The following is a 19140-nucleotide window of genomic DNA, read 5'->3' on the forward strand; positions in this document are numbered from 1 at the left end:
AGCGGTGCGGAAGAGTACAGGGAGCCCATGTGAGCACACCCGACACCCCCACCACACGGGTCGGGTCGCGCGATCGCATGCCGCCGTGGTTGCCGCGGGCCGTGTTCATGATCCTGGCGATGATCGCGGGCTTCCGGCTGCTCGGCTGGACGCTGGCCCACCTGCGCTCGCTGCTGATCGACCTGTTGCTCGCGTTCTTCCTCGCGCTCGCCTTCGAGCCGGCGGTGGACCGGATGGCCCGGCGCGGGATGCGGCGCGGTGCGGCCACCGGCATCGTGTTCGTGGTGGTCTTCGTGGCCTGCGCCGGCTTCCTGGCGGTGGTGGGCTCGCTGCTGGTGGACCAGGTGGTCGCGTTCGCGCGGCACCTGCCCGACTACCTCGACGACCTGGTCGCGTGGGTGAACCGCACCTTCGACACGGACCTGACCGTGGAGAAGATCCAGGGCGACATCTTCAAGGACTCCGGCACCGTCCAGGGCTACGCGGAGCGGGTGGCGAACAACGCGCTCGGTCTGTCCGCGAAGCTCGTGGCCGGCCTGTTCGAGTTGTTCACCATCGCGCTGTTCACCTTCTACTTCACCGCCGAGGGCCCGCGGATGCGCCGCGCGGTGTGCTCGCTGCTGCCGCCGGGACGGCAGGCCGAGGTGTTGCGCGGGTGGGAGATCGCGATCGACAAGACCGGTGGATACCTGTACTCGCGGGCCGCGCTCGCGCTGATCTCGGCGTTCGCGCACTACCTCCTGTTCCTGGTGCTCGGCGTGCCGTACGCGGTGCCGCTGGCGCTGTGGGTCGGCTTGATCTCGCAGTTCGTGCCGACCGTGGGCACCTACATCGCGATCGTGCTGCCCGCGCTGATCGCGCTGACGGTGAGCCCGTTGACCGCCGTGTGGGTGGTGGCGTTCGCCACCGCGTACCAGCAGTTCGAGAACTACCTGCTGCACCCGCGGATCACCGCGCGCACGGTGGAGATCCACCCGGCGGTCGCGTTCGGCGCGGTGATCGCCGGGGCCGCGCTGCTGGGCGCGGTGGGCGCGCTGATCGCGATCCCGATCGCGGCCACCGGGCAGGCCTTCGTGGGCGGCTACCTGCACCGCTACGAGATCCCCGAGCATCACCTGACGCCGGACGAGACCCGGCCCCGGCGCGGCCGGGGTCCGCTCATCCGACGGTGGCGGCGGGGCCGGCGGGATCCCGGGGATCCTCAGGACCAGAAGCGGAACAACCGGTAGCCGTCGCTCGCCAGGTACGGCGACACGTCCAGCGCGTCGGTGACGTGGTCGATCACGTCGTAGAACCAGCCGTTGACCGCCGGCGACCACAACAGCGCGAACAGGAACAGGATCGCGTACGGCGCGTACGGCGCGATGGCCCGCCGGAAGTCGTACGGCAGCCAGGGCTCGATCACGCCGTAGCCGTCCAGGCCCGGGACCGGCAGCAGGTTGAGCACCGCCGCGATCACCTGGAGCTGGATCAGGAACGAGAACGCGGCGACGAAGGTCGGGCTCGCGCCGTCCACCGCGCCGGAGGACAACACCAGGGCGAGCACGATCGCCAGCACCGCGTTGGTCAGCGGTCCGACCGCCGACACCATGCTGTTGCGCGCCCGGCCGCGGATCGCCGAGCGGTCCAGGTAGACCGCGCCGCCGCTGAGCGGGATGCCGCCGAGCAGCACGAAGATCGTCGGCAGGATGAAGGACAGCAGCGGATCGCTGTACTTGAGCGGGTCCAGGGTCAGATAGCCCTTGCCCACCACGCTGTCGTCGCCCGAGCGCAGCGCGGCGAACGCGTGCGCGAACTCGTGCAGGCACAGCGACACCAGCCAGCCGGACATCACCAGCAGGAACACCCCGGTGCGGGTGGCCGCCTCGGAGGAGCCGTCGTCGTGCCACGTGTACCAGGTCGAGGCGGCGCAGACCGCGACTATCGCGAGGAAGATCGGGCTCGGTCGCACGTGGCGCAGCGAGCCGGCCGCGGGGCGGCGGCCGTAGTCTCCGTAGGGGTGCGTCACGAACTGCTCCAGGTGCGGGAAAGGGGCCGTACGACCGGGAGTTCGATCGTACGGCCCCACCGCACGCTCAGTGGAACGTGTGCTCCGGGCCCGGGTAGGCGCCGCCGACCACGTCGCCCGCGAACGCCTTGGCCGCGTCGCCGAGCACGGCGCGCAGGTCGACGTACCGCTTGACGAACTTGGCGGTGTGGCCGGTGGTCATGCCGGCCATGTCGGTCCACACCAGCACCTGCGCGTCGCACCGCACACCCGCGCCGATGCCGATGGTGGGGATCTCCAGGTGCTCGGTCACGCGCGCGGCCAGGTCCTCCGGCACACACTCCAGGACCACCGCGAACGCGCCCGCGGCCTGCATCGTCTTGGCGTCGGCGAGCAACTGCTCGGCGCTCTCCGCGTCCCGACCCTGCACGCGGTAGCCGCCGAAGGCGTGCACCGACTGCGGGGTGAGCCCGAGGTGGGCCATCACCGGCACGCCCGCCGCGACCAGCGCCTCGACCTGACGGGCCGAACGCTGTCCGCCCTCGAGCTTGACCGCGCCGGCGCCGGCCTCCTTGAGCAGCCGCACGCCGTTGCGCAGAGCCTGCTCGGGGGACTCCTGGTACGAGCCGAACGGCAGGTCGGCCACGATCAGCGCGCGCTTGGTGCCGCGCACGACCGCACCGGTGAGCAGCACCATCTGGTCCATGGTGACCGGCACGGTGTTCTCGTAGCCGAGGTGGTTGTTGCCCGCCGAGTCGCCGACCAGGAGCACCGGAATGCCCGCGTCGTCGAATACGGAGGCGATCATCGCGTCGTACGCGGTGAGCATCGGCCAGCGCTCGCCGGCTCGCTTGGCGCGGGCGAGGTCGCGCACGGTGACCCGGCGCCCGGTTCCCTCGCCGCCGTACAGGGTCAGTCCCGGACCCTCGCCCGAAGCGGCTATCGGCTGCGCGGATGTGTTGCTGGACATGGTGTTCTCCCGACTCGAGGCGCTCGGACGGCGTCCCCGGACAACGCCATGGTGACACGCGCCGTAACAGGACAACAGGGGAGTCGGACGCCGGATTCCGGGTGATCGGCGGGCCGTCGGCGGGCACGCATTTGCCGAGGCTTTGCAATACGAGACGTTCTCGTTTCGTAAATTGGCCCTAGTCTGTGAGGCAACCCGAACCGGTCCCACGTGTTTGACGAATCGAGCTTCACCCGTGACTTCAGCGAACGTTCCTCCCATACGCACGGTCGACGAGCACATACATCGCCGCCGCTGGGCCATCCTCGGCGTCCTGGTGATCAGCCTGCTGGTCGTCGTCCTGGACAACTCGATCCTCAACGTCGCGATCAAGACCATCGCCGACCCGGAGAAGGGCCTGGGCGCCACCCAGAGCGAGCTCCAGTGGGCGATCAACTCCTACACCCTGGTCTTCGCGGGCCTGCTGTTCACCGCCGGCATCCTGGGCGACCGCTTCGGTCGCAAGCGCACCCTGTTGTTCGGCATGGTGATCTTCGGCCTCGCGTCGCTGCTCTCCGCCTACTCGCAAAGCCCCGGGCAACTGATCGCCGCGCGGGCGGTGATGGGCTTCGGCGGCGCGTTCGTGATGCCGGCCACACTCTCCATCATCAGCAACGTCTTCGAGCCGCACGAGCGGCCCAAGGCGATCGGCATCTGGTCCGGCGCGGTCGGTCTGGCGATCGCGATCGGCCCGATCACCGGCGGCGTGCTGCTCGACCATTTCTGGTGGGGCTCGGTCTTCCTCATCAACGTCCCGATCGTGCTGGTCGGCATCGTCGCGATGTTGCTCCTGGTGCCCGACTCGCGCGACCCCAGGCCCGGCCGGCTCGACCCGATCGGGGTCGCGCTGTCGATCGCGGGGCTGGTCTCGCTGGTCTACGGCATCATCCGGGGCGGCGACGCGGGCTGGGGCAGCGTCGAGGTGATCGGCACGATCGTGCTCGGCCTGGTCGTCCTCGCCTTCTTCGTGTGGTTCGAGAAGCGCAGCGACCACCCCGCGCTGGACGTCAGGTTCTTCCGCGACCCGGCCTTCTCCGCCGCGGCCGGCGCGATCGGCCTGGTGTTCTTCGCGCTCATGGGCGTGACCTTCTTCATGGCCTTCTACCTGCAGAGCGTGCGCGGCTACACCCCGCTGCGGACCGGTCTGCTGCTGCTCCCGCTGGCGATCGCGCAACTGATGTTCTCGGCCCGCAGTTCGGTGATGGTCAAGCGGTTCGGCGTACGCGCCGTCACCACCGGCGGCATGCTCGTGGTCGGCCTGAGCTTCCTGGCCTTCCTGGGCATGGACCGCACCTCGCCGATCTGGATCCTGTGCGTGGTGTTCTTCTTCCAGGGCGCGGGCATGGCGCACGTGATGCCGCCGGCCACCAACTCGATCATGTCCTCGCTGCCGCGCGAGAAGGCCGGGGCCGGCTCCGCGGTCAGCAACACCGTGCGTCAGGTCGGCGGCGCGCTGGGCGTGGCGATCCTGGGCTCGGTGCTTTCGTCGGTCTATCGGGACCGGATCTCCGGCGACCTGGACAAGCTCCCGCCGGACGTGCCCAAGGGCCCGGCCGGCGACTCGGTCGAGGCGACGCTCTCGGTGGCCGGCCGACTCGGCGACAAGGGAGCCGCGCTCGTGAACCCGGCCAAGGACGGCTTCATCGACGCCATGCACGCCGCCTCCATCGGCTCCGCCGTGGTCGCGCTGATCGGCGCGGTCGTGGTGTTCCTGTGGATGCCGCGCCCCGGGGCCGGGCAGACTGCCCCCGAAGCGGACCGAACCGAACGGTCCGCCGAGGAACCGCGCTCCGCGAAGGTCTGACATGCAGCCTGCGACATCCGCATCAGCGGCCGAACCCCTGCCCGACACCACGACCGAGCCCGGCGCGGCGGACAAGCCCCGCCGGGGTCGGCCGCGCAGCGAGGAAGCCGAACGGGCGATCCTGGACGCCACCTTGCGCCTGCTCGACGCGCACCGCAGCATCGCCGCGATCTCCGTCGAGGCGGTGGCCCAGGAGGCGGGCGTGGGCAAGGCCACCATCTACCGCCGCTGGCCCGGCAAGGAGGCGCTGATCGTCGCGGCGGTCGAAGCCGCCGAGGCGTCGCCGGCGGTGCTCGAGGGTCGCTCGCTGCGCGAGGATCTGATCCTGGTCCTGGAGCACATGCGCCTCCAGGCGGTGGACAAGCGCGGCGACGGTCTGATGGGGATGCTCTCCGGCGAGATACGCAGCCATCCCGAGCTGCACCGGCGCTATCACGAGGTGGTCGTGGAGAAACGCCGGGCGATCCTGCGCGGCCTGCTGCAACGCGGGGTGGATTCCGGCGAGCTGCGCGCCGACCTGCCGATGGAGGTCCTGATGGACCTGGTCACGGGCCCCATACTGGTACGCAAGCTGGTACGGGAGAACGCAAGTCTGGAACCGGAGCTGCCGGGCCAGATCGCGGACGCGCTGCTCGGCGGGATTCGCGCTCGCTCCTGAGCCCGATAGGGAACCTATCGGCCGCTTTCCGGCGTCCGTTTCGACGTAGGGGACGTTTTGTTCGTACGTTGACGCGGACACAGGTCGGGACTCGAGCCTGGGACTTCAGGAGGCAGCATGACGTGGCCCACCACGACGGACGCCGGAGCCGAGCCGCAGCCGGCCGGCGACGGAGGTCGTCGGCGAGGGTCGCGGTGGTCGTGGCAGGGCGTGCGGGACGGTGCGGTCGCCCTGTGGCGCACCCCGCCGTGGCGCCGCGGCCGAGTGATCGCCGTGTTCGCGGTGTTGGCCACCCTCCCGCTCGCGTTCCACCGGATGGTGCCCAACACCCCGGGCAACTGGGGCAGCTTCGTGGAGACCTTCCTGCCCTGGGGCGGCCTGGTCGTCCCGGTGCTGCTGGTCTGCGCGGCGATCCGTCGCTCGTGGACCGCGGTGGCCGCGACCATGCTGCCGATCCTGGTCTGGGTCACCATGTTCGGCGGCTTCTTCATGCCCGGCCGCGGCGGCGGCCCGCACGACCTGCGGGTGCTCAGCCACAACGTGAACGCGAGCAACCCCGACCCGGCCGGCACCGCCCGCTCGCTGCTCGGCGCGAACGCCGACGTGATCGCGCTGGAGGAACTGCCCGAGGGCGCGTGGAAGCTGTACGACGCGGTGCTCAAGAGCCGGTACCCGAACGTGCAGCACGAGGGCACGGTCGCGGTCTGGACCACGGCCGACTTCTCGATGAGCAAGGCCGAGGCGGTCGACGTCGGGATGGGCTTCACCCGCGCGCTGCGCACGGTGATCAAGACGCCCAAGGGCGACGTGGCCTTCTACGCCGTGCACCTCGCGTCGGTGCGCTTCGGCCCGAGCGGCTTCACGGTCGGCGACCGCAACGACACGATCGATCGGCTGTCCCGCTCGCTCGCGGTCGAGAGCGCGCCGCACGTGGTGCTGGCCGGTGACCTCAACGGCACCACCGACGACCGCGCGCTGCGCCCGGTCACCCGCTACCTCGCGGACGCGCAGGACGCGGCCGGTACCGGGATGGGCTTCACCTGGCCCGAGTCGTTCCCGATGGCCGCGATCGACCACATCATGTACCGGGGCATGGCCGCCGCCGACGCGAAGGTGCTGGGCGGCACGCCGAGCGACCACATGCCGATCCTGGCGGACCTGCGGCTGAGCTGAGCGGATCCGCGGCCGAGCCGAGCCGATCCCACGACGAAGGGCCCGACCGCATCGGTCGGGCCCTTCGTCGTGTCCGTGCCCCGCTCCCGGGGCCGCGCCTTCGGGGCGTGCTCGGCCGCTCCCGGGGTCGTGTTCAGCCGCTCTCGCGCCACCGGCTGGTGATCGGCAGTCGCCGGTCCCGGCCGAACGCCTTGAGCGAGATCTTGGTGCCCGGCGGGTACTGCCGACGCTTGTACTCGGCCGTGTCCACCAGCTTGAGGATCCGGTCCACCAGCTCCGGCTCGAAGCCCGCCGCCACGATCGCGTCACGGCCCATGTCCCGCTCGACGTAGTCGTCCAGGATGGCGTCGAGCAGTTCGTACGGCGGCAGCGAGTCGGTGTCGACCTGCCCCGGCCGCAACTCGGCGCTCGGCGGCTTGGTGATCGAGTTCTCCGGGATCGGGGCCGGCTCGCCGAGCCGCTCGGCCTCCGCGTTGCGCCAGCGCGACAGCCGCCACACCGCGGTCTTGGGCACGTCCTTGATCGGCGCGAAGCCGCCGACCGCGTCGCCGTACAGCGTGGAGTAGCCGCAGGCCAGCTCGCTCTTGTTGCCGGTGGCCAGGACCAGGTGGCCCTCCTGGTTGGACAGGCCCATCAAGGTGGTACCGCGCACCCGGGCCTGGAGGTTCTCCTCGGCCAGGCCGGTCAGCGCGAGCGCGCCCAGGTAGGCGTCCACCATCGGGGCGATCGGCACCTGGCGGTAGTTGAGCCCGATCCGCGCGGCGGTGTCGGCCGCGTCGTCCTTGGAGTGCTCGGAGGAGTAGCCGCTGGGCATCGAGACGCCGTACACGTTGCCGCCGCCCACCGCGTCCGCCGCGATCGCGGCGACCAGGGCCGAGTCGATTCCGCCGGACAGGCCCAGCAGCACCGACTTGAAGCCGTTCTTGGCCACGTAGTCGCGCAGCCCGGTGACCAGCGCGCGGTAGATCTCCGCGTCGTCGGACAGGGCCGGCGCGATCGAGTGCGCTGCGGCGGGCGCGGGCACCGGCGCGGCCTCCTCGGTGAGGATCACCTGGTGGATGGTCAGGCCGTCGGCCACCACGTCGCCCGCGCTGTACACGCTGTCGTCCACGGTGCGCTCGGGCAGGTCCAGGTCGGCGATCAACAACTCCTCGCGGAACTGCGCCGCGCGCGAGAGCACCCTGCCCTCGGCGTCCACGATCAGCGAGTCGCCGTCGAAGACCAGCTCGTCCTGGCCGCCGAAGGCGTTGACGTAGGCGAGCGCGCAGTTCGCCTCGCCGGCGCGGCGGCGGACCAGCTCCAGCCGCGAGTCGTCCTTGCTCACCTCGTACGGCGACGCGTTGATCGACAACAGCAGGCCGACCCGCGCGGCGCGCGCGGCGGCCACCGGGCCGCCCTCCTGCCACAGGTCCTCACAGACGGCGATCGCGATGTCGACCCCGCCGACCCGGGTGACCAGGAGCCGATCGCCCGGGACGAAGTAGCGGTACTCGTCGAACACGCCGTAGTTGGGCAGGTGGTGCTTGGCCGAGCGGGCCGCGACCCGGCCGCCGTGCAGCACCGCGACCGCGTTCTGCGGGGCGCCGGCCGGGCGGCCCAGCCGCGGCGTGGACACCCCGCACCGGTCCAGGTAGCCGACCACGACCGCGACCTCGCCCAGTCCCTCGGTGGCGAGCCGGGCGGCGAGCGCCTCCAGCGCGCGGCGGGATGCCTCGACGAAGGACGAGCGCAGCGCCAGGTCCTCGACGGGATATCCGGTGAGCGCCATCTCCGGGAAGGCCACGAGCGACGCGCCGCGCTCGGCGGCCTTCCGGGTGCGCCCCACGACCAGTTCGGCGTTGCCGTCGAGGTCGCCGACCGTGGGGTTGATCTGGCTGAGGGCGATGCGAATCCGGGTCACGCGATCCAATGTACCCGACCCTTGACGTCAAAGTGACGAATAATGGTCCGGGGCACCGCGACGCGCCGTGCGCACCGCGCTCGCGGCGCGATGGCGAGTGTTCGGCCGGCCGGAAAACCGCAGGCGAACGGCGGGCGAAAGGCGTACGCCCGAGCGAACCCGGGGCTCGGCGCGGAAGCACCCGGGAGATACCCTTGGCGCAGTTCAGCACCGGGCCCCGACGGCTCGCCCGACGGGATTCCCGGTGGGTGCGATGCCGCGCGAAGAAGGTATCCCGCAGGTCGCCCACGAGCGGTTATCGGGGTACAGGACCACGGGACGTACGCGCGCACGGCGGTACCTGTGCGCGAGCAAGGGCGCAACGCAAAGGGCACGTAATGTGCTGGAAACCCTGAAGCGGGATACTCGTGTGCCCCGCAGTGCCCTGCCGATCGCTCACAGGCCGTCCGACCTGCAAGGATAGGGAATTATGGATAAGCAGCAGGAGTTCGTGCTTCGCACCCTGGAGGAGCGCGACATCCGGTTCGTGCGACTGTGGTTCACCGACGTGCTCGGGTTCCTGAAGTCGGTCGCGGTGGCTCCGGCCGAGTTGGAGCAGGCGTTCGCCGAGGGCATCGGCTTCGACGGGTCGGCGATCGAGGGATTCGCCCGGGTGCACGAGTCCGACATGCTGGCGAAGCCGGATCCGGCGACGTTCCAGATCCTGCCGTGGCGGGCCGAGGCACCCGGTACCGCGCGGATGTTCTGCGACATCCTGATGCCCGACGGCTCGCCGTCCTTCGCGGACCCGCGCTACGTGCTCAAGCGCACCCTGGAGCGGGCCTCGGAGAAGGGCTTCACCTTCTACACGCACCCCGAGATCGAGTTCTTCCTGTTCAAGGAGAAGCCGGTCGACGGCCGTCCGCCGACCCCGGTGGACCACAGCGGCTACTTCGACCACACGCCGCAGCCGGTCGGCCAGGACTTCCGCCGCCAGGCGATCACGATGCTCGAGAACATGGGCATCTCGGTCGAGTTCAGCCACCACGAGGGTGCGCCGGGTCAGCAGGAGATCGACCTGCGCTACGCGGACGCGCTGAGCACGGCCGACAACATCATGACCTTCCGCCTGGTGGTCAAGGAGGTCGCGCTGGAGCAGGGCGTGCACGCGTCCTTCATGCCCAAGCCGTTCTCCGAGCACCCGGGTTCGGGCATGCACACCCACCTGTCCCTGTTCGAGGGCGACCGCAACGCGTTCTACGAGGCCGGCGCCGAGTACCAGCTCTCCAAGGTCGGCCGCTCGTTCATCGCGGGCCTGCTCAAGCACGCCGGCGAGATGGCCGCGATCACGAACCAGTGGGTCAACTCGTACAAGCGGCTGTGGGGCGCGTCGGCGCGCACCGCGGGGATGGGCGGCGAGGCCCCCTCGTACATCTGCTGGGGGCACAACAACCGCTCCGCGCTGGTGCGGGTGCCGATGTACAAGCCCACCAAGGGCCAGTCCACCCGGATCGAGGTGCGCCAGATCGACTCGGCGTGCAACCCGTACCTGGCCTATGCCGTGTTGCTCGGCGCCGGGCTCAAGGGTGTCGAGGAGGGCTACGAGCTGCCCGCCGGCGCCGAGGACGACGTGTGGGCGCTGACCGACGCCGAGCGCCGCGCGCTGGGCATCGCGCCGCTGCCGCAGAACCTGGCCGAGGCGATCGCGTTGATGGAGCGCAGCGAACTGCTGCCGGAGATCCTCGGGGAGCACGTCTTCGAGTTCTTCCTGCGCAACAAGCGGCACGAGTGGGAGGAGTACCGCCAGCAGGTGACGCCCTTCGAGCTGAAGCGGTACCTGCCGGTGCTCTGACACCCGGGCGCCGGTGCTTTCGGTGCTTTCGGTGCTCCCGGTGCTCCCGGTGCTCCTGGTGCGTTCGGTGCTCCCGGTGCTCCGAGCCCGACGCGAACGGCCCGACTCCCGGTGTGTCGGGAGCCGGGCCGTTTCCGGTGGTGCGGCGCGCGGGTGCTCAGGTCATCGGCGGGCCGAGGAGTTCGAGGATGTAGCGGACGTACGCGTCCTTGTCCTCGCCCTGGGGCAACAGTTGCGGCGCGCCCCGGCGGATCAGCGCGATGCCGACGGTCATCGTCAGCGCGGTCAGCGCGTGTCGGTAGGCGGCGTCGGCGGGCAGGCCGAGTTCCTCGGTGAGCCGGGCGCCGAACTCCAGGCGGCGGCGGGTGACCTGCTCCAGGATCGGGCCCACCACCGGGTGCTGGGCGTGGATCAGCAGCGTGGTGGTGATGTCCGCGCCGCTGGGCGCGGTGAACGCGTACTCGGTGAGTCGGCGCCCGCGCTCCACCGGATCCTCGATGCGTTCGGCGGCGGCCATCAGTTCCTCGGACTCGGCCACCCAGCGGTCCAGCGCTGCCTGGATGAGCGAGTCGCGGTCCTTGAAGTGCCAGTAGAAGCTGCCCTTGGTGGTGCCGAGGCGTTCCGCGAGGGGTTCCACCGCGACCGCGCCCAGGCCGCCCTCTCGCATCGCCTCCAGGGCCGCCCGAGCCCAGTCCTCTCGGCTGAGGGTACGGCGGCCGGGGCGAGCGGGCCGTTCCGGTTCGTCGTCTGATTGAACCCTCTCCGAGGGAACACCGTTGCGCATGGCACCTACGCTAACGTAGGGTGACGTCCCGTACGGTGGCGTATGGCAGCTCGTCGCTACGGAGGCCTCTTCGGGCCGTGGGACGGACGGCTCGCAGAGTGGAACTGTCGTCCGCCGCCGGGCGAGGGCGCGCCGCATTCACGTTCGCCGCGGTCGGGGGGCTCGGCGAGCCCCGTGCGGCGCGTCCACATTCCCAGTTCCGTTCTTGATCGATCAGCCGTTTGACCGGATACGCTCGGCCGGTGACCTCTGTGGATCAGCCCCGCGAACCGGCGGCCACCGACGGGCGCCTGGTCCGGCTCGGCTTCATCGACATCGCGGGCGCGGCACGCAATCTGCGTGATCCGGCCCTGCTCGGCGCCGGGGACGACTCGCTCTTCCTGGACGCCCTCGCCGCCACCGCCGACCCCGACCTCGCGCTGCTCGGCCTGGTCCGACTCGCCGAAGCCGCGGACGACGCCTCCGTTCTGCTCTCCACCCTCGCGTCCGCGAAGCCCTTCCGCGATCGCATACTGGGCGTTCTGGGAGTGAGCGCGGCACTGGGCGACCACCTCGCGCGGCACCCCGAGGACTGGCGCACCCTGGTCACCTACGACGTCCAGGACGCCCGACCCACCCCCGCCTACTTCCACGCCGTGCTCACCACCGCCACCGCCGGCCTGCGCGGCGACCCGGCGCTGGACGCGCTGCGGATCGGCTACCGCCGCTGCATGCTCTCGATCGCCGCCCGCGACGTGTGCGGCAGCGCCGACGAGCCGACCGTGGCCACCGAACTCGCCGACCTGGCCGGCGCCACCCTGGACGCCGCGCTCGACCTGGTCCGGCGCGAACACCCGGTCGAGGCCGAGCAGTGTCGGCTCGCGGTGATCGGCATGGGCAAGTGCGGCGGGCGCGAACTCAACTACATCAGCGACGTGGACGTGGTCTTCGTCGCCGAGGCCCCACCCGGCGTGCCCGAGGGGGTCGCGGTCGCCGCCGCCAATCGGCTCGCGGGCGCCCTGATGCGGACCTGCTCGGCGACCACCGTCGAGGGCTCGATCTGGGAAGTGGACGCCAACCTGCGCCCGGAGGGCCGCAACGGCCCGCTCACCCGCACCCTGGCCAGCCACCTGGCCTACTACGAACGCTGGGCCAAGACCTGGGAGTTCCAGGCCCTGCTCAAGGCCCGCCCGGTGGCCGGCGACCCGGCACTGGGCAAGAAGTACCTGGACAGCGTGTCCCCGATGGTGTGGACCGCCGCCCGCCGGGAGAACTTCGTCGCCGACGTGCAGGCGATGCGCCGCCGGGTGGTGGACAGCATCCCGGCGCGCGAGGTGGAGCGCGAGGTCAAGCTCGGCCCCGGCGGCCTGCGCGACATCGAATTCGCGGTCCAACTCCTGCAGTTGGTGCACGGCAAGTCCGACCCTTCGCTGCGCAGCGGCTCGACGCTGGACGCGCTCGCCGCGCTGTCCGCGGCGGGCTACGTGGGCCGCGACGACGGCGCCGCGCTGGACGCCGCGTACCGCTTCCTGCGCACGCTCGAGCACCGGATCCAGCTCTTCCGGCTGCGCCGCACCCACCTGATGCCGACCGACCCCGGCGAACTGCGCCGGATCGGCCGCTCGATGGGCATGCGCTCGAACCCGGTGGGCGAACTGGAGAAGGCCTGGAAACAGCAGACGTTGGAGGTGCGCCGGCTGCACGAGAAGTTGTTCTACCGGCCGCTGCTGGACGCGGTCGCCCGGCTCAAGGCGGGCGAGCAGCGGCTCACCCCCGAGGCCGCGCGGGCCCGCTTCGAGGCACTGGGGTACGCCGACCCGGCCGCCGCGATGCGCCACCTGGAGGCGCTCGCCTCCGGGGTCAGCCGGCGTGCCTCGATCCAGCGCACGCTGCTGCCGGTGATGCTGAGTTGGTTCGCCGACTCGGCGGATCCGGACGCCGGCCTGCTCGCCTTCCGGCAGGTCTCCGAGGCGCTCGGCAACACGCACTGGTACCTGCGCCTGCTGCGCGACTCCGGGGCCGGCTCGTCGGGGGCGGCGGCGGAGAACATGGCCCGCGTGCTCGCGTCCGGGCGGCTCGCGCCGGACCTGGTGCTGCGTGCGCCCGAGGCGGTCGCGATGCTCGGCGACGGGGACGGGCTGCGGCCACGCTCGCGGGCGGCCCTGGAGACCGAGATCCTGGCCGCGGTGGGGCGGGCGCCGGGTCCGGAGAGCGCGGTGCAGGCGGCGCGCAGCGTGCGTCGGCGCGAGCTGTTCCGGGTCGTCGCCACCGATGTGCTGGGTCGGCTGGACGTGGACGCCACCGGCAAGGCGCTCACCGATGTCAACGCGGCGACGCTGACCGGCGCGCTCCGGGCCGCCATAGACGCGTGCGAGCGCACCCGGGGGCCGATCCCGACCCGGCTCGCGATCATCGCGATGGGGCGGTTCGGCGGCTACGAGCAGGGCTACGGCAGCGACGCGGACGTGATGTTCGTGCACGAGCCGATCGAGGGTGCCGAGGAGGAGGTCGCGGCCCGCGCCGCGCAGTTCGTGTGCAACGAGGTGCGCCGGCTGCTGCAGATCCCGTCCACGGATCCGCCGCTGCTGATCGACGCCGACCTGCGGCCCGAGGGGCGGCAGGGTCCGCTGGTGCGCACGCTGGCGTCGTATCGCGCCTACTACGAGCGCTGGTCCAAGCTGTGGGAGAGCCAGGCGCTGCTGCGGGCCGACTTCACCTCGGGGGACGCGGACCTGGGCCGGCGGTTCCTGGAGATGGTCGATCCGCTGCGTTATCCGGCGGGTGGGATCGACGACACGCAGGTGCGGGAGATCCGGCGGATGAAGGCCCGGATCGAGGCCGAGCGGCTGCCGCGCGGCGCCGATCCCACCACGCACACCAAGCTCGGGCGGGGCGGGCTGGCCGACGTCGAATGGGTGGTGCAACTGTTGCAGCTCCGGCACGCGCACGCGGTGCCCGCGCTGCGGGTGACCGGCACCCGGCAGGGGCTCGCCGCGGCCCGGGACGCGGGCCTGCTCGACCCGCACGACGCGCGGATCCTGGACGACGCGTGGGTCGAGGCCACCCGGGTGCGCAACGCGGTGATGATCGTGCGCGGCCGGTCCTCGGACAGCTTCCCCTCCGATGTGCGCGAGCTGGGCGGGGTGGCCAGGCTGCTCGGCCACCGGCCGGACGAGACCGGCAGCCTGATCGAGGAGTATCGACGCGTGACGCGGCTCGCCCGGGCCGTGGTGGACCGGGTGTTCTACGGCGAGGACGAGACTTCGACCGGCCTGCGCTGAGGCCGCTCGCCGGCCTCGTCGTCGTGCTCCTCGTCGCGCGTGCCCACGCGCGGGCGTACGGGCCGCGCGTGCGGCACGGGCGCGGCGCGTGGGTCGTCCGGCGGGTACTGCGGGAAGCGGTACGCGGAGCGCCCGTTGAGCAGGCACTGCAGGCCGAAGGCGGCGGCGAGGGTGATCCAGCCGCCGACCGCGTCCAGCACGAAGTGGTTGCCGGTGGCCACGATCACGAACAGGGTGGTGATCGGGTACAGCACACCGAGCACCTTGGCCCACATCGGCCGCGCGAACATCACGATGGCCATCGCGCACCACGTCGACCAGCCGATGTGCATCGACGGCATCGCGGCGTACTGGTTGGAGACGTTCTTCATGTCGCCGGACGCCATCGAGCCCCACGTGTGGTGGACCAGGACGGTGTCGATGTAGCCCGCGCCCGGCAGCAGTCGGGGCGGGGCCAGGGCGTAGAAGAAGTATCCGAACAGGGCCAGGCCGGTGGTCAGGAACAACACCGTGCGCACGGCTCGGTATCGGCCCGGGTGTCTGTGGAAGAGCCACACCAGGACGCCGATGGTCACCACGAAGTGCAGCGTCGCGTAGTAGTAGTTCATCGACACGATCAACCAGGTGACGCCGTTCACGGCGTGGTTGACGCTGTGTTCGATGTCGATGTGCAGCGTCTTCTCGAAATCGAGCAGTTGCCAGGCGCGCTCCACGGCGACGTGTTGGCGCTCCGGCACCGCGTTGCGAACCAGCGAATAGACCCAGTAACTCAGCGCGATCAACGCCAGTTCGACCACGAATCGCGGACGACGCGGCGTGCTCAGATAGACACGCAATCGGGTCATCGTGGGGATCGGCTGCATGATTGTCCGTCCGGCTTCGTCGGTCACCCGTCGCCCCGACGGCGGCATGGTCTCTCGGCTCGGAATGCCCCCCATGGCTCAAGTCTGCCAGAGCCCATCCTTTCGTCGATCACCCTGTAGGGCCATCCGAGAGCGATCTTCTCCTTCTCGGGTGGGAGGAATCGGGGCGTAATGGGGGAGATCTCCGGGGGTGTTCGGTGTTCGGAGGCGAAGACCGCGGTCGGCCTCGGGGGTTTCGGGGGCGCGGGCGGTGGTGGCTCGCACGTGCGCGTGCCGCCCTCCGGTTCGTGGAGGGCGGCACGCGGTGTGCGGTCGCCGGGTGGTCGCAATGTGGTCGTTTTGTTGCTCTTCGTGTGCTCTTCGTGTGGTCTTCGGATGTTCTTCGTGTGCGCTTCGAGTGGTCGGCGCGAGTGGTCGTGTGGTCGTTGGTTCGGGTGGGATCGGCGGCCTCGACCGGGGACGGCGGGCCGGGAGGTGATCAGTGGGTCGGGACGGACTCGGGGGGATTGTCGGCGGGGGTGCTTCCCGCGGTCGTGGTGGACGGCTTGCGGAGGGTGACGGCGGCGATCAGGGCGCCGACGGCGGCGATCGCGGCGGCGCCGAGGAAGGCGGCGGAGAAGCCGTCGGTGAGGGCGTCGACGTCGCCGACCTCCCGGGCGCCGTGCGCGGCGGCGACGGCGGTCATCGCGGCCAGGCCGAGGGCCGAGCCGATCTGGTAGCTGGTGTTGACGATGCCGGAGGCGAGGCCGCCCTCCTCGGGCCGCGCGCTGGAGATCGCGGTGCCGAGGGAGGGGATGAAGGCCAGGGCCATGCCCGCGGCGGCGAGCAGAGAGGCGGGCAGGACGTCGACCCAGTACGAGCCGTCGGACCGGGCGAAGGACAGCCACAACATGCCGCCGGCGAGCGCGGCGAGGCCGGTGACCACGAGCGGGTTGGGGCCGAAGCGGGCGATCAGGCGCGGGGCGAGCACGATCATCATCACCATGATGGCGACGGTCATCGGCAGCAGCGCGGATCCGGAGGCGAAGGCGCCCAGGCCGAGCACCTGCTGCAGGTAGAGGTTGAGGAAGAACCACATCGGGATCCAGGCGCCGGCCATCAACAACTGGGCGAGGTTGGCGGCGGCCAGGCCCGGCGTACGCAGGATGCGCAGCGGCATCAGCGGTTCGGCCCGCTTGGCCTGGAGGAGCAGGAACAGCCCGACGAGCGCGATGCCGGCGGCGAGGACGAGCAGGGTCTCGGCGGAGCCCCAGCCGGTCTCCGGGGCGCGGACGACGGCGTACACGGCGGCGCCGAGGCCGGCGGTGACGGTGATCGCGCCGAGGAGGTCGATGCCGCCGCGGCGGGCGGGGGCGTCGGGCATCAGCGCCGGAGTCGCGACGAGGGCGAGGATCGCGACGGGGATGTTGACGTAGAAGACCCAGGGCCAGCTCGCGTATTCGGTGATCAGGCCGCCGAGGAAGACGCCGGCCGTGCCGCCGGCCGGTGCCGCCGCGCCGTACAGCGCGAACGCCTTGGTGAGCTCCTTGGGGTTGCCGCCGAAGAGCATCATCAACAGGGTCAGCGCCGAGGGTGCGATCAGCGCGGCCCCGACGCCCTGAACGGCACGTCCGGCGAGTTCGACCCAGACCTCGTTCGCGAGGCCCGCCCCGAGCGAGCCGACCCCCAGGATCGCCCACCCGGTGGAGAACATCCGCTTGGCACCGAAGAGGTCCGACAGCCGCCCGCCGAGCAGGAGCAGCCCGCCGAACGCGACGACGTAGGCGTTGAACACCCAGGACAGATTCTCCTGCGAGAACCCGAGATCGGTGCGCATCTCGGGCAGGGCCACGCCGATGATCGACGTATCCATGATGACCATGAACTGAGCCAGCGCAATCAGCGCGAGCGCCGCCCAGCGACGCGGATTCGGCTGGGGTTGAGACATCGTGATCACTCCGTAGATACATGTGGGGGGTATCGAGCGATCAGGAACATACCCTAGGGGGGTATCAATGACCAGGGGTTGAGCGGAAATACCTCACGGGGGTATGTGCGCGGCAGGGCTCGACCCCTCGGATTCCCCGCACCACCACTCCCGGCCCCGGTCCCCGGCCGGCTCCGCCTCGGGGCTTCACGACGAAACGGCCCCGCCCCCGCGTTCATCCGCAGGGGCAGAGCCGTTCCGTCGTGGGCGCGTGGCGCGTGGCGCGTGGCGCGTGGGCGCGTGGGCGCACCGCGACACCCGCGTCGAGCCCGCCGGCAGGCACACGAAGAAGGCCGTCGACCGCGCTATGGGCAGCGGTCGACGGCCTTGTCTTCGGGGGCGGGAACGCCCGGCTACTTCGGCTTAGATGTCGAAGTAGAGCTCGAACTCGTGGGGGTGCGGGCGCAGGCGGACCGGGTCGATTTCCTTGGTGCGCTTGTATTCGATCCAGGTGTCGATCAGGTCCTGGGTGAACACGCCGCCTTCGAGGAGGTACTCGTGGTCGGCTTCGAGGGCGTCGAGGACCTCGGCGAGGGTGCCGGGGACCTGGGGGACGGCCTGGTGCTCGTCGGGGGCCAGTTCGTACAGGTCCTTGTCGACGGGCTCGAGCGGCTCGATCTTGTTCTTGATGCCGTCGAGGCCGGCCATCAGCTGGGCGGCGAAGGCCAGGTACGGGTTGGCCGACGGGTCCGGGACGCGGAACTCGACGCGCTTGGCCTTGGGGTTGCTGCCCGTGATCGGGATGCGGATGCAGGCCGAGCGGTTGCGCTGCGAGTAGACCAGGTTGACCGGCGCCTCGAAGCCCGGGACCAGGCGGTGGTACGAGTTCACCGTCGGGTTCGTGAAGGCCAGCAGCGACGGGGCGTGCTTGAGCAGGCCGCCGATGAAGTAGCGGGCCGTGTCGGACAGACCCGCGTAGCCCTGCTCGTCATAGAACAGCGGCGAGCCGTCGGTCCACAGCGACATGTGGCAGTGCATGCCCGAGCCGTTGTCGCCGAAGATCGGCTTCGGCATGAAGGTCGCGGTCTTGCCGTTGCGCCACGCGACGTTCTTGACGATGTACTTGAACAGCATCAGGTCGTCGGCCGCGGCCAGCAGCGTGTTGAACTTGTAGTTGATCTCGGCCTGGCCGGCGGTGCCCACCTCGTGGTGCTGGCGCTCGATCTCCAGGCCCGCGGCCTCGAGCTCGAGGGAGATCTCCGCGCGCAGGTCGGCGAAGTGGTCGACCGGCGGGGTCGGGAAGTAGCCGCCCTTGTACCGGACCTTGTAGCCGCGGTTGTTCTCCTCCTGGCCCGTGTTCCAGGCCCCCGCCTCGGAGTCGATGTGGTAGAACGACTCGTTCGCGCCGGTCGCGAAGCGCACGCTGTCGAACACGTAGAACTCGGCCTCGGGGCCGAAGTACGCCGTGTCGGCGATGCCGGTGCCGGCGAGGTAGCGCTCGGCCTTCTTCGCGACGTTGCGCGGGTCGCGGCTGTACTCCTCATCCGTCAGCGGGTCGTGGATGAAGAAGTTGATGTTGAGCGTCTTGTCCTTGCGGAACGGGTCGAGCCGCGCCGTGGACAGGTCGGGGCGAAGCGCCATGTCCGACTCGTGGATCGCCTGGAAGCCGCGGATCGAGGATCCGTCGAACGCCAGCGTCTCACTCGGGTCGAACGTCTTCGCCGGGACCGTGAAGTGCTGCATCACGCCAGGCAGGTCGCAAAAACGAACGTCGACGAACTTGACGTCGTTGTCGGCGATGTATCGCGACACCTCTTCGGCGTTGTTGAACATCAATCCTCCTCGACCCGGCGCCAGGCGCGGGTAGTTGCGTTCGCGGGGAGCGGCCTCCTCCCCGGTGGCCACTAGGCCTCGAAGGTAGGCGCGAGCGGTTTCCCGTCGGTGTCCCTCGTGTTTCCGGGATGT

At 70.7% G+C, this 19140-nt stretch carries 13 protein-coding genes; 6 read left to right on the forward strand and 7 right to left on the reverse strand.

Annotated elements, in window-relative coordinates; all coding sequences use genetic code 11:
- Window positions 1–29: 29 nt before the first annotated feature.
- Window positions 30–1229 (forward strand): AI-2E family transporter, encoded by a 1200-nt coding sequence (locus tag ACWCPW_RS19705; protein WP_449762849.1) that lies wholly within the window; start codon window positions 30–32, stop codon window positions 1227–1229.
- Here the strand turns inward: ACWCPW_RS19705 and ACWCPW_RS19710 are convergent.
- Both ACWCPW_RS19710 and panB read right to left on the reverse strand, forming a co-directional pair.
- A complete protein-coding gene (locus ACWCPW_RS19710; protein WP_449762850.1) occupies window positions 1202–2008 on the reverse strand; it encodes a site-2 protease family protein in 807 nt (268 codons plus the stop codon). The two genes, ACWCPW_RS19705 and ACWCPW_RS19710, sit on opposite strands and share 28 nt — an antisense overlap.
- A gap of 67 nt (window positions 2009–2075) precedes the next feature.
- Complete coding sequence (panB, locus tag ACWCPW_RS19715; protein ID WP_449762851.1) at window positions 2076–2957, reverse strand: 3-methyl-2-oxobutanoate hydroxymethyltransferase; 882 nt, start codon at window positions 2955–2957, stop codon at window positions 2076–2078.
- Between the two features lie 235 nt (window positions 2958–3192).
- On the opposite strand from panB, the gene ACWCPW_RS19720 reads away from it, so the two are divergent.
- The 3 genes from ACWCPW_RS19720 (at window position 3193) to ACWCPW_RS19730 (ending at window position 6631) form a co-directional block, all read left to right on the forward strand.
- A complete protein-coding gene (locus tag ACWCPW_RS19720; RefSeq protein WP_449762852.1) occupies window positions 3193–4800 on the forward strand; it encodes an MFS transporter in 1608 nt (535 codons plus the stop codon).
- A gap of 1 nt (window position 4801) precedes the next feature.
- Window positions 4802–5458 carry a TetR/AcrR family transcriptional regulator gene (locus ACWCPW_RS19725; RefSeq protein WP_449762853.1) on the forward strand — a complete coding sequence of 219 codons (657 nt, stop codon included), beginning with the start codon at window positions 4802–4804 and terminating at the stop codon, window positions 5456–5458.
- A gap of 117 nt (window positions 5459–5575) precedes the next feature.
- Window positions 5576–6631, forward strand: coding sequence for an endonuclease/exonuclease/phosphatase family protein (locus tag ACWCPW_RS19730; RefSeq protein WP_449762854.1), 1056 nt, complete (start codon window positions 5576–5578; stop codon window positions 6629–6631).
- Between the two features lie 133 nt (window positions 6632–6764).
- Here the strand turns inward: ACWCPW_RS19730 and ACWCPW_RS19735 are convergent, their stop codons facing one another.
- On the reverse strand, window positions 6765–8531 hold the full coding sequence (locus ACWCPW_RS19735) for an NAD+ synthase (protein ID WP_449762855.1): 1767 nt from the start codon (window positions 8529–8531) through the stop codon (window positions 6765–6767).
- Window positions 8532–9000: 469 nt separating this feature from the next.
- On the opposite strand from ACWCPW_RS19735, the gene ACWCPW_RS19740 reads away from it, so the two are divergent.
- A complete protein-coding gene (locus tag ACWCPW_RS19740) occupies window positions 9001–10362 on the forward strand; it encodes a glutamine synthetase family protein (protein ID WP_449762856.1) in 1362 nt (453 codons plus the stop codon).
- A gap of 157 nt (window positions 10363–10519) precedes the next feature.
- Here ACWCPW_RS19740 and ACWCPW_RS19745 read toward each other — a convergent pair whose 3' ends face one another.
- On the reverse strand, window positions 10520–11146 hold the full coding sequence (locus ACWCPW_RS19745; RefSeq protein WP_449762857.1) for a TetR/AcrR family transcriptional regulator: 627 nt from the start codon (window positions 11144–11146) through the stop codon (window positions 10520–10522).
- A gap of 242 nt (window positions 11147–11388) precedes the next feature.
- Between ACWCPW_RS19745 and ACWCPW_RS19750 the strand changes: the two genes are divergently transcribed.
- Window positions 11389–14406: a bifunctional [glutamine synthetase] adenylyltransferase/[glutamine synthetase]-adenylyl-L-tyrosine phosphorylase gene (locus tag ACWCPW_RS19750; RefSeq protein ID WP_449762858.1), complete on the forward strand. Its 3018-nt coding sequence runs from the start codon at window positions 11389–11391 to the stop codon at window positions 14404–14406.
- Here the strand turns inward: ACWCPW_RS19750 and ACWCPW_RS19755 are convergent.
- The 3 genes from ACWCPW_RS19755 to glnA form a co-directional block, all read right to left on the reverse strand.
- The gene (locus ACWCPW_RS19755; protein ID WP_449762859.1) at window positions 14370–15251 is read right to left on the reverse strand and encodes a phosphatase PAP2 family protein; all 882 of its coding nucleotides are present in this window, start codon (window positions 15249–15251) and stop codon (window positions 14370–14372) included. The genes ACWCPW_RS19750 and ACWCPW_RS19755 overlap by 37 nt on opposite strands.
- Window positions 15252–15747: 496 nt before the next feature.
- Complete coding sequence (locus tag ACWCPW_RS19760) at window positions 15748–17196, reverse strand: MFS transporter (RefSeq protein ID WP_449762860.1); 1449 nt, start codon at window positions 17194–17196, stop codon at window positions 15748–15750.
- A gap of 402 nt (window positions 17197–17598) precedes the next feature.
- The gene (glnA, locus tag ACWCPW_RS19765) at window positions 17599–19008 is read right to left on the reverse strand and encodes a type I glutamate--ammonia ligase (RefSeq protein WP_395862245.1); all 1410 of its coding nucleotides are present in this window, start codon (window positions 19006–19008) and stop codon (window positions 17599–17601) included.
- Between the last annotated feature and the right edge of the window lie 132 nt (window positions 19009–19140).

This window comes from Embleya sp. NPDC001921, assembly GCF_053594475.1.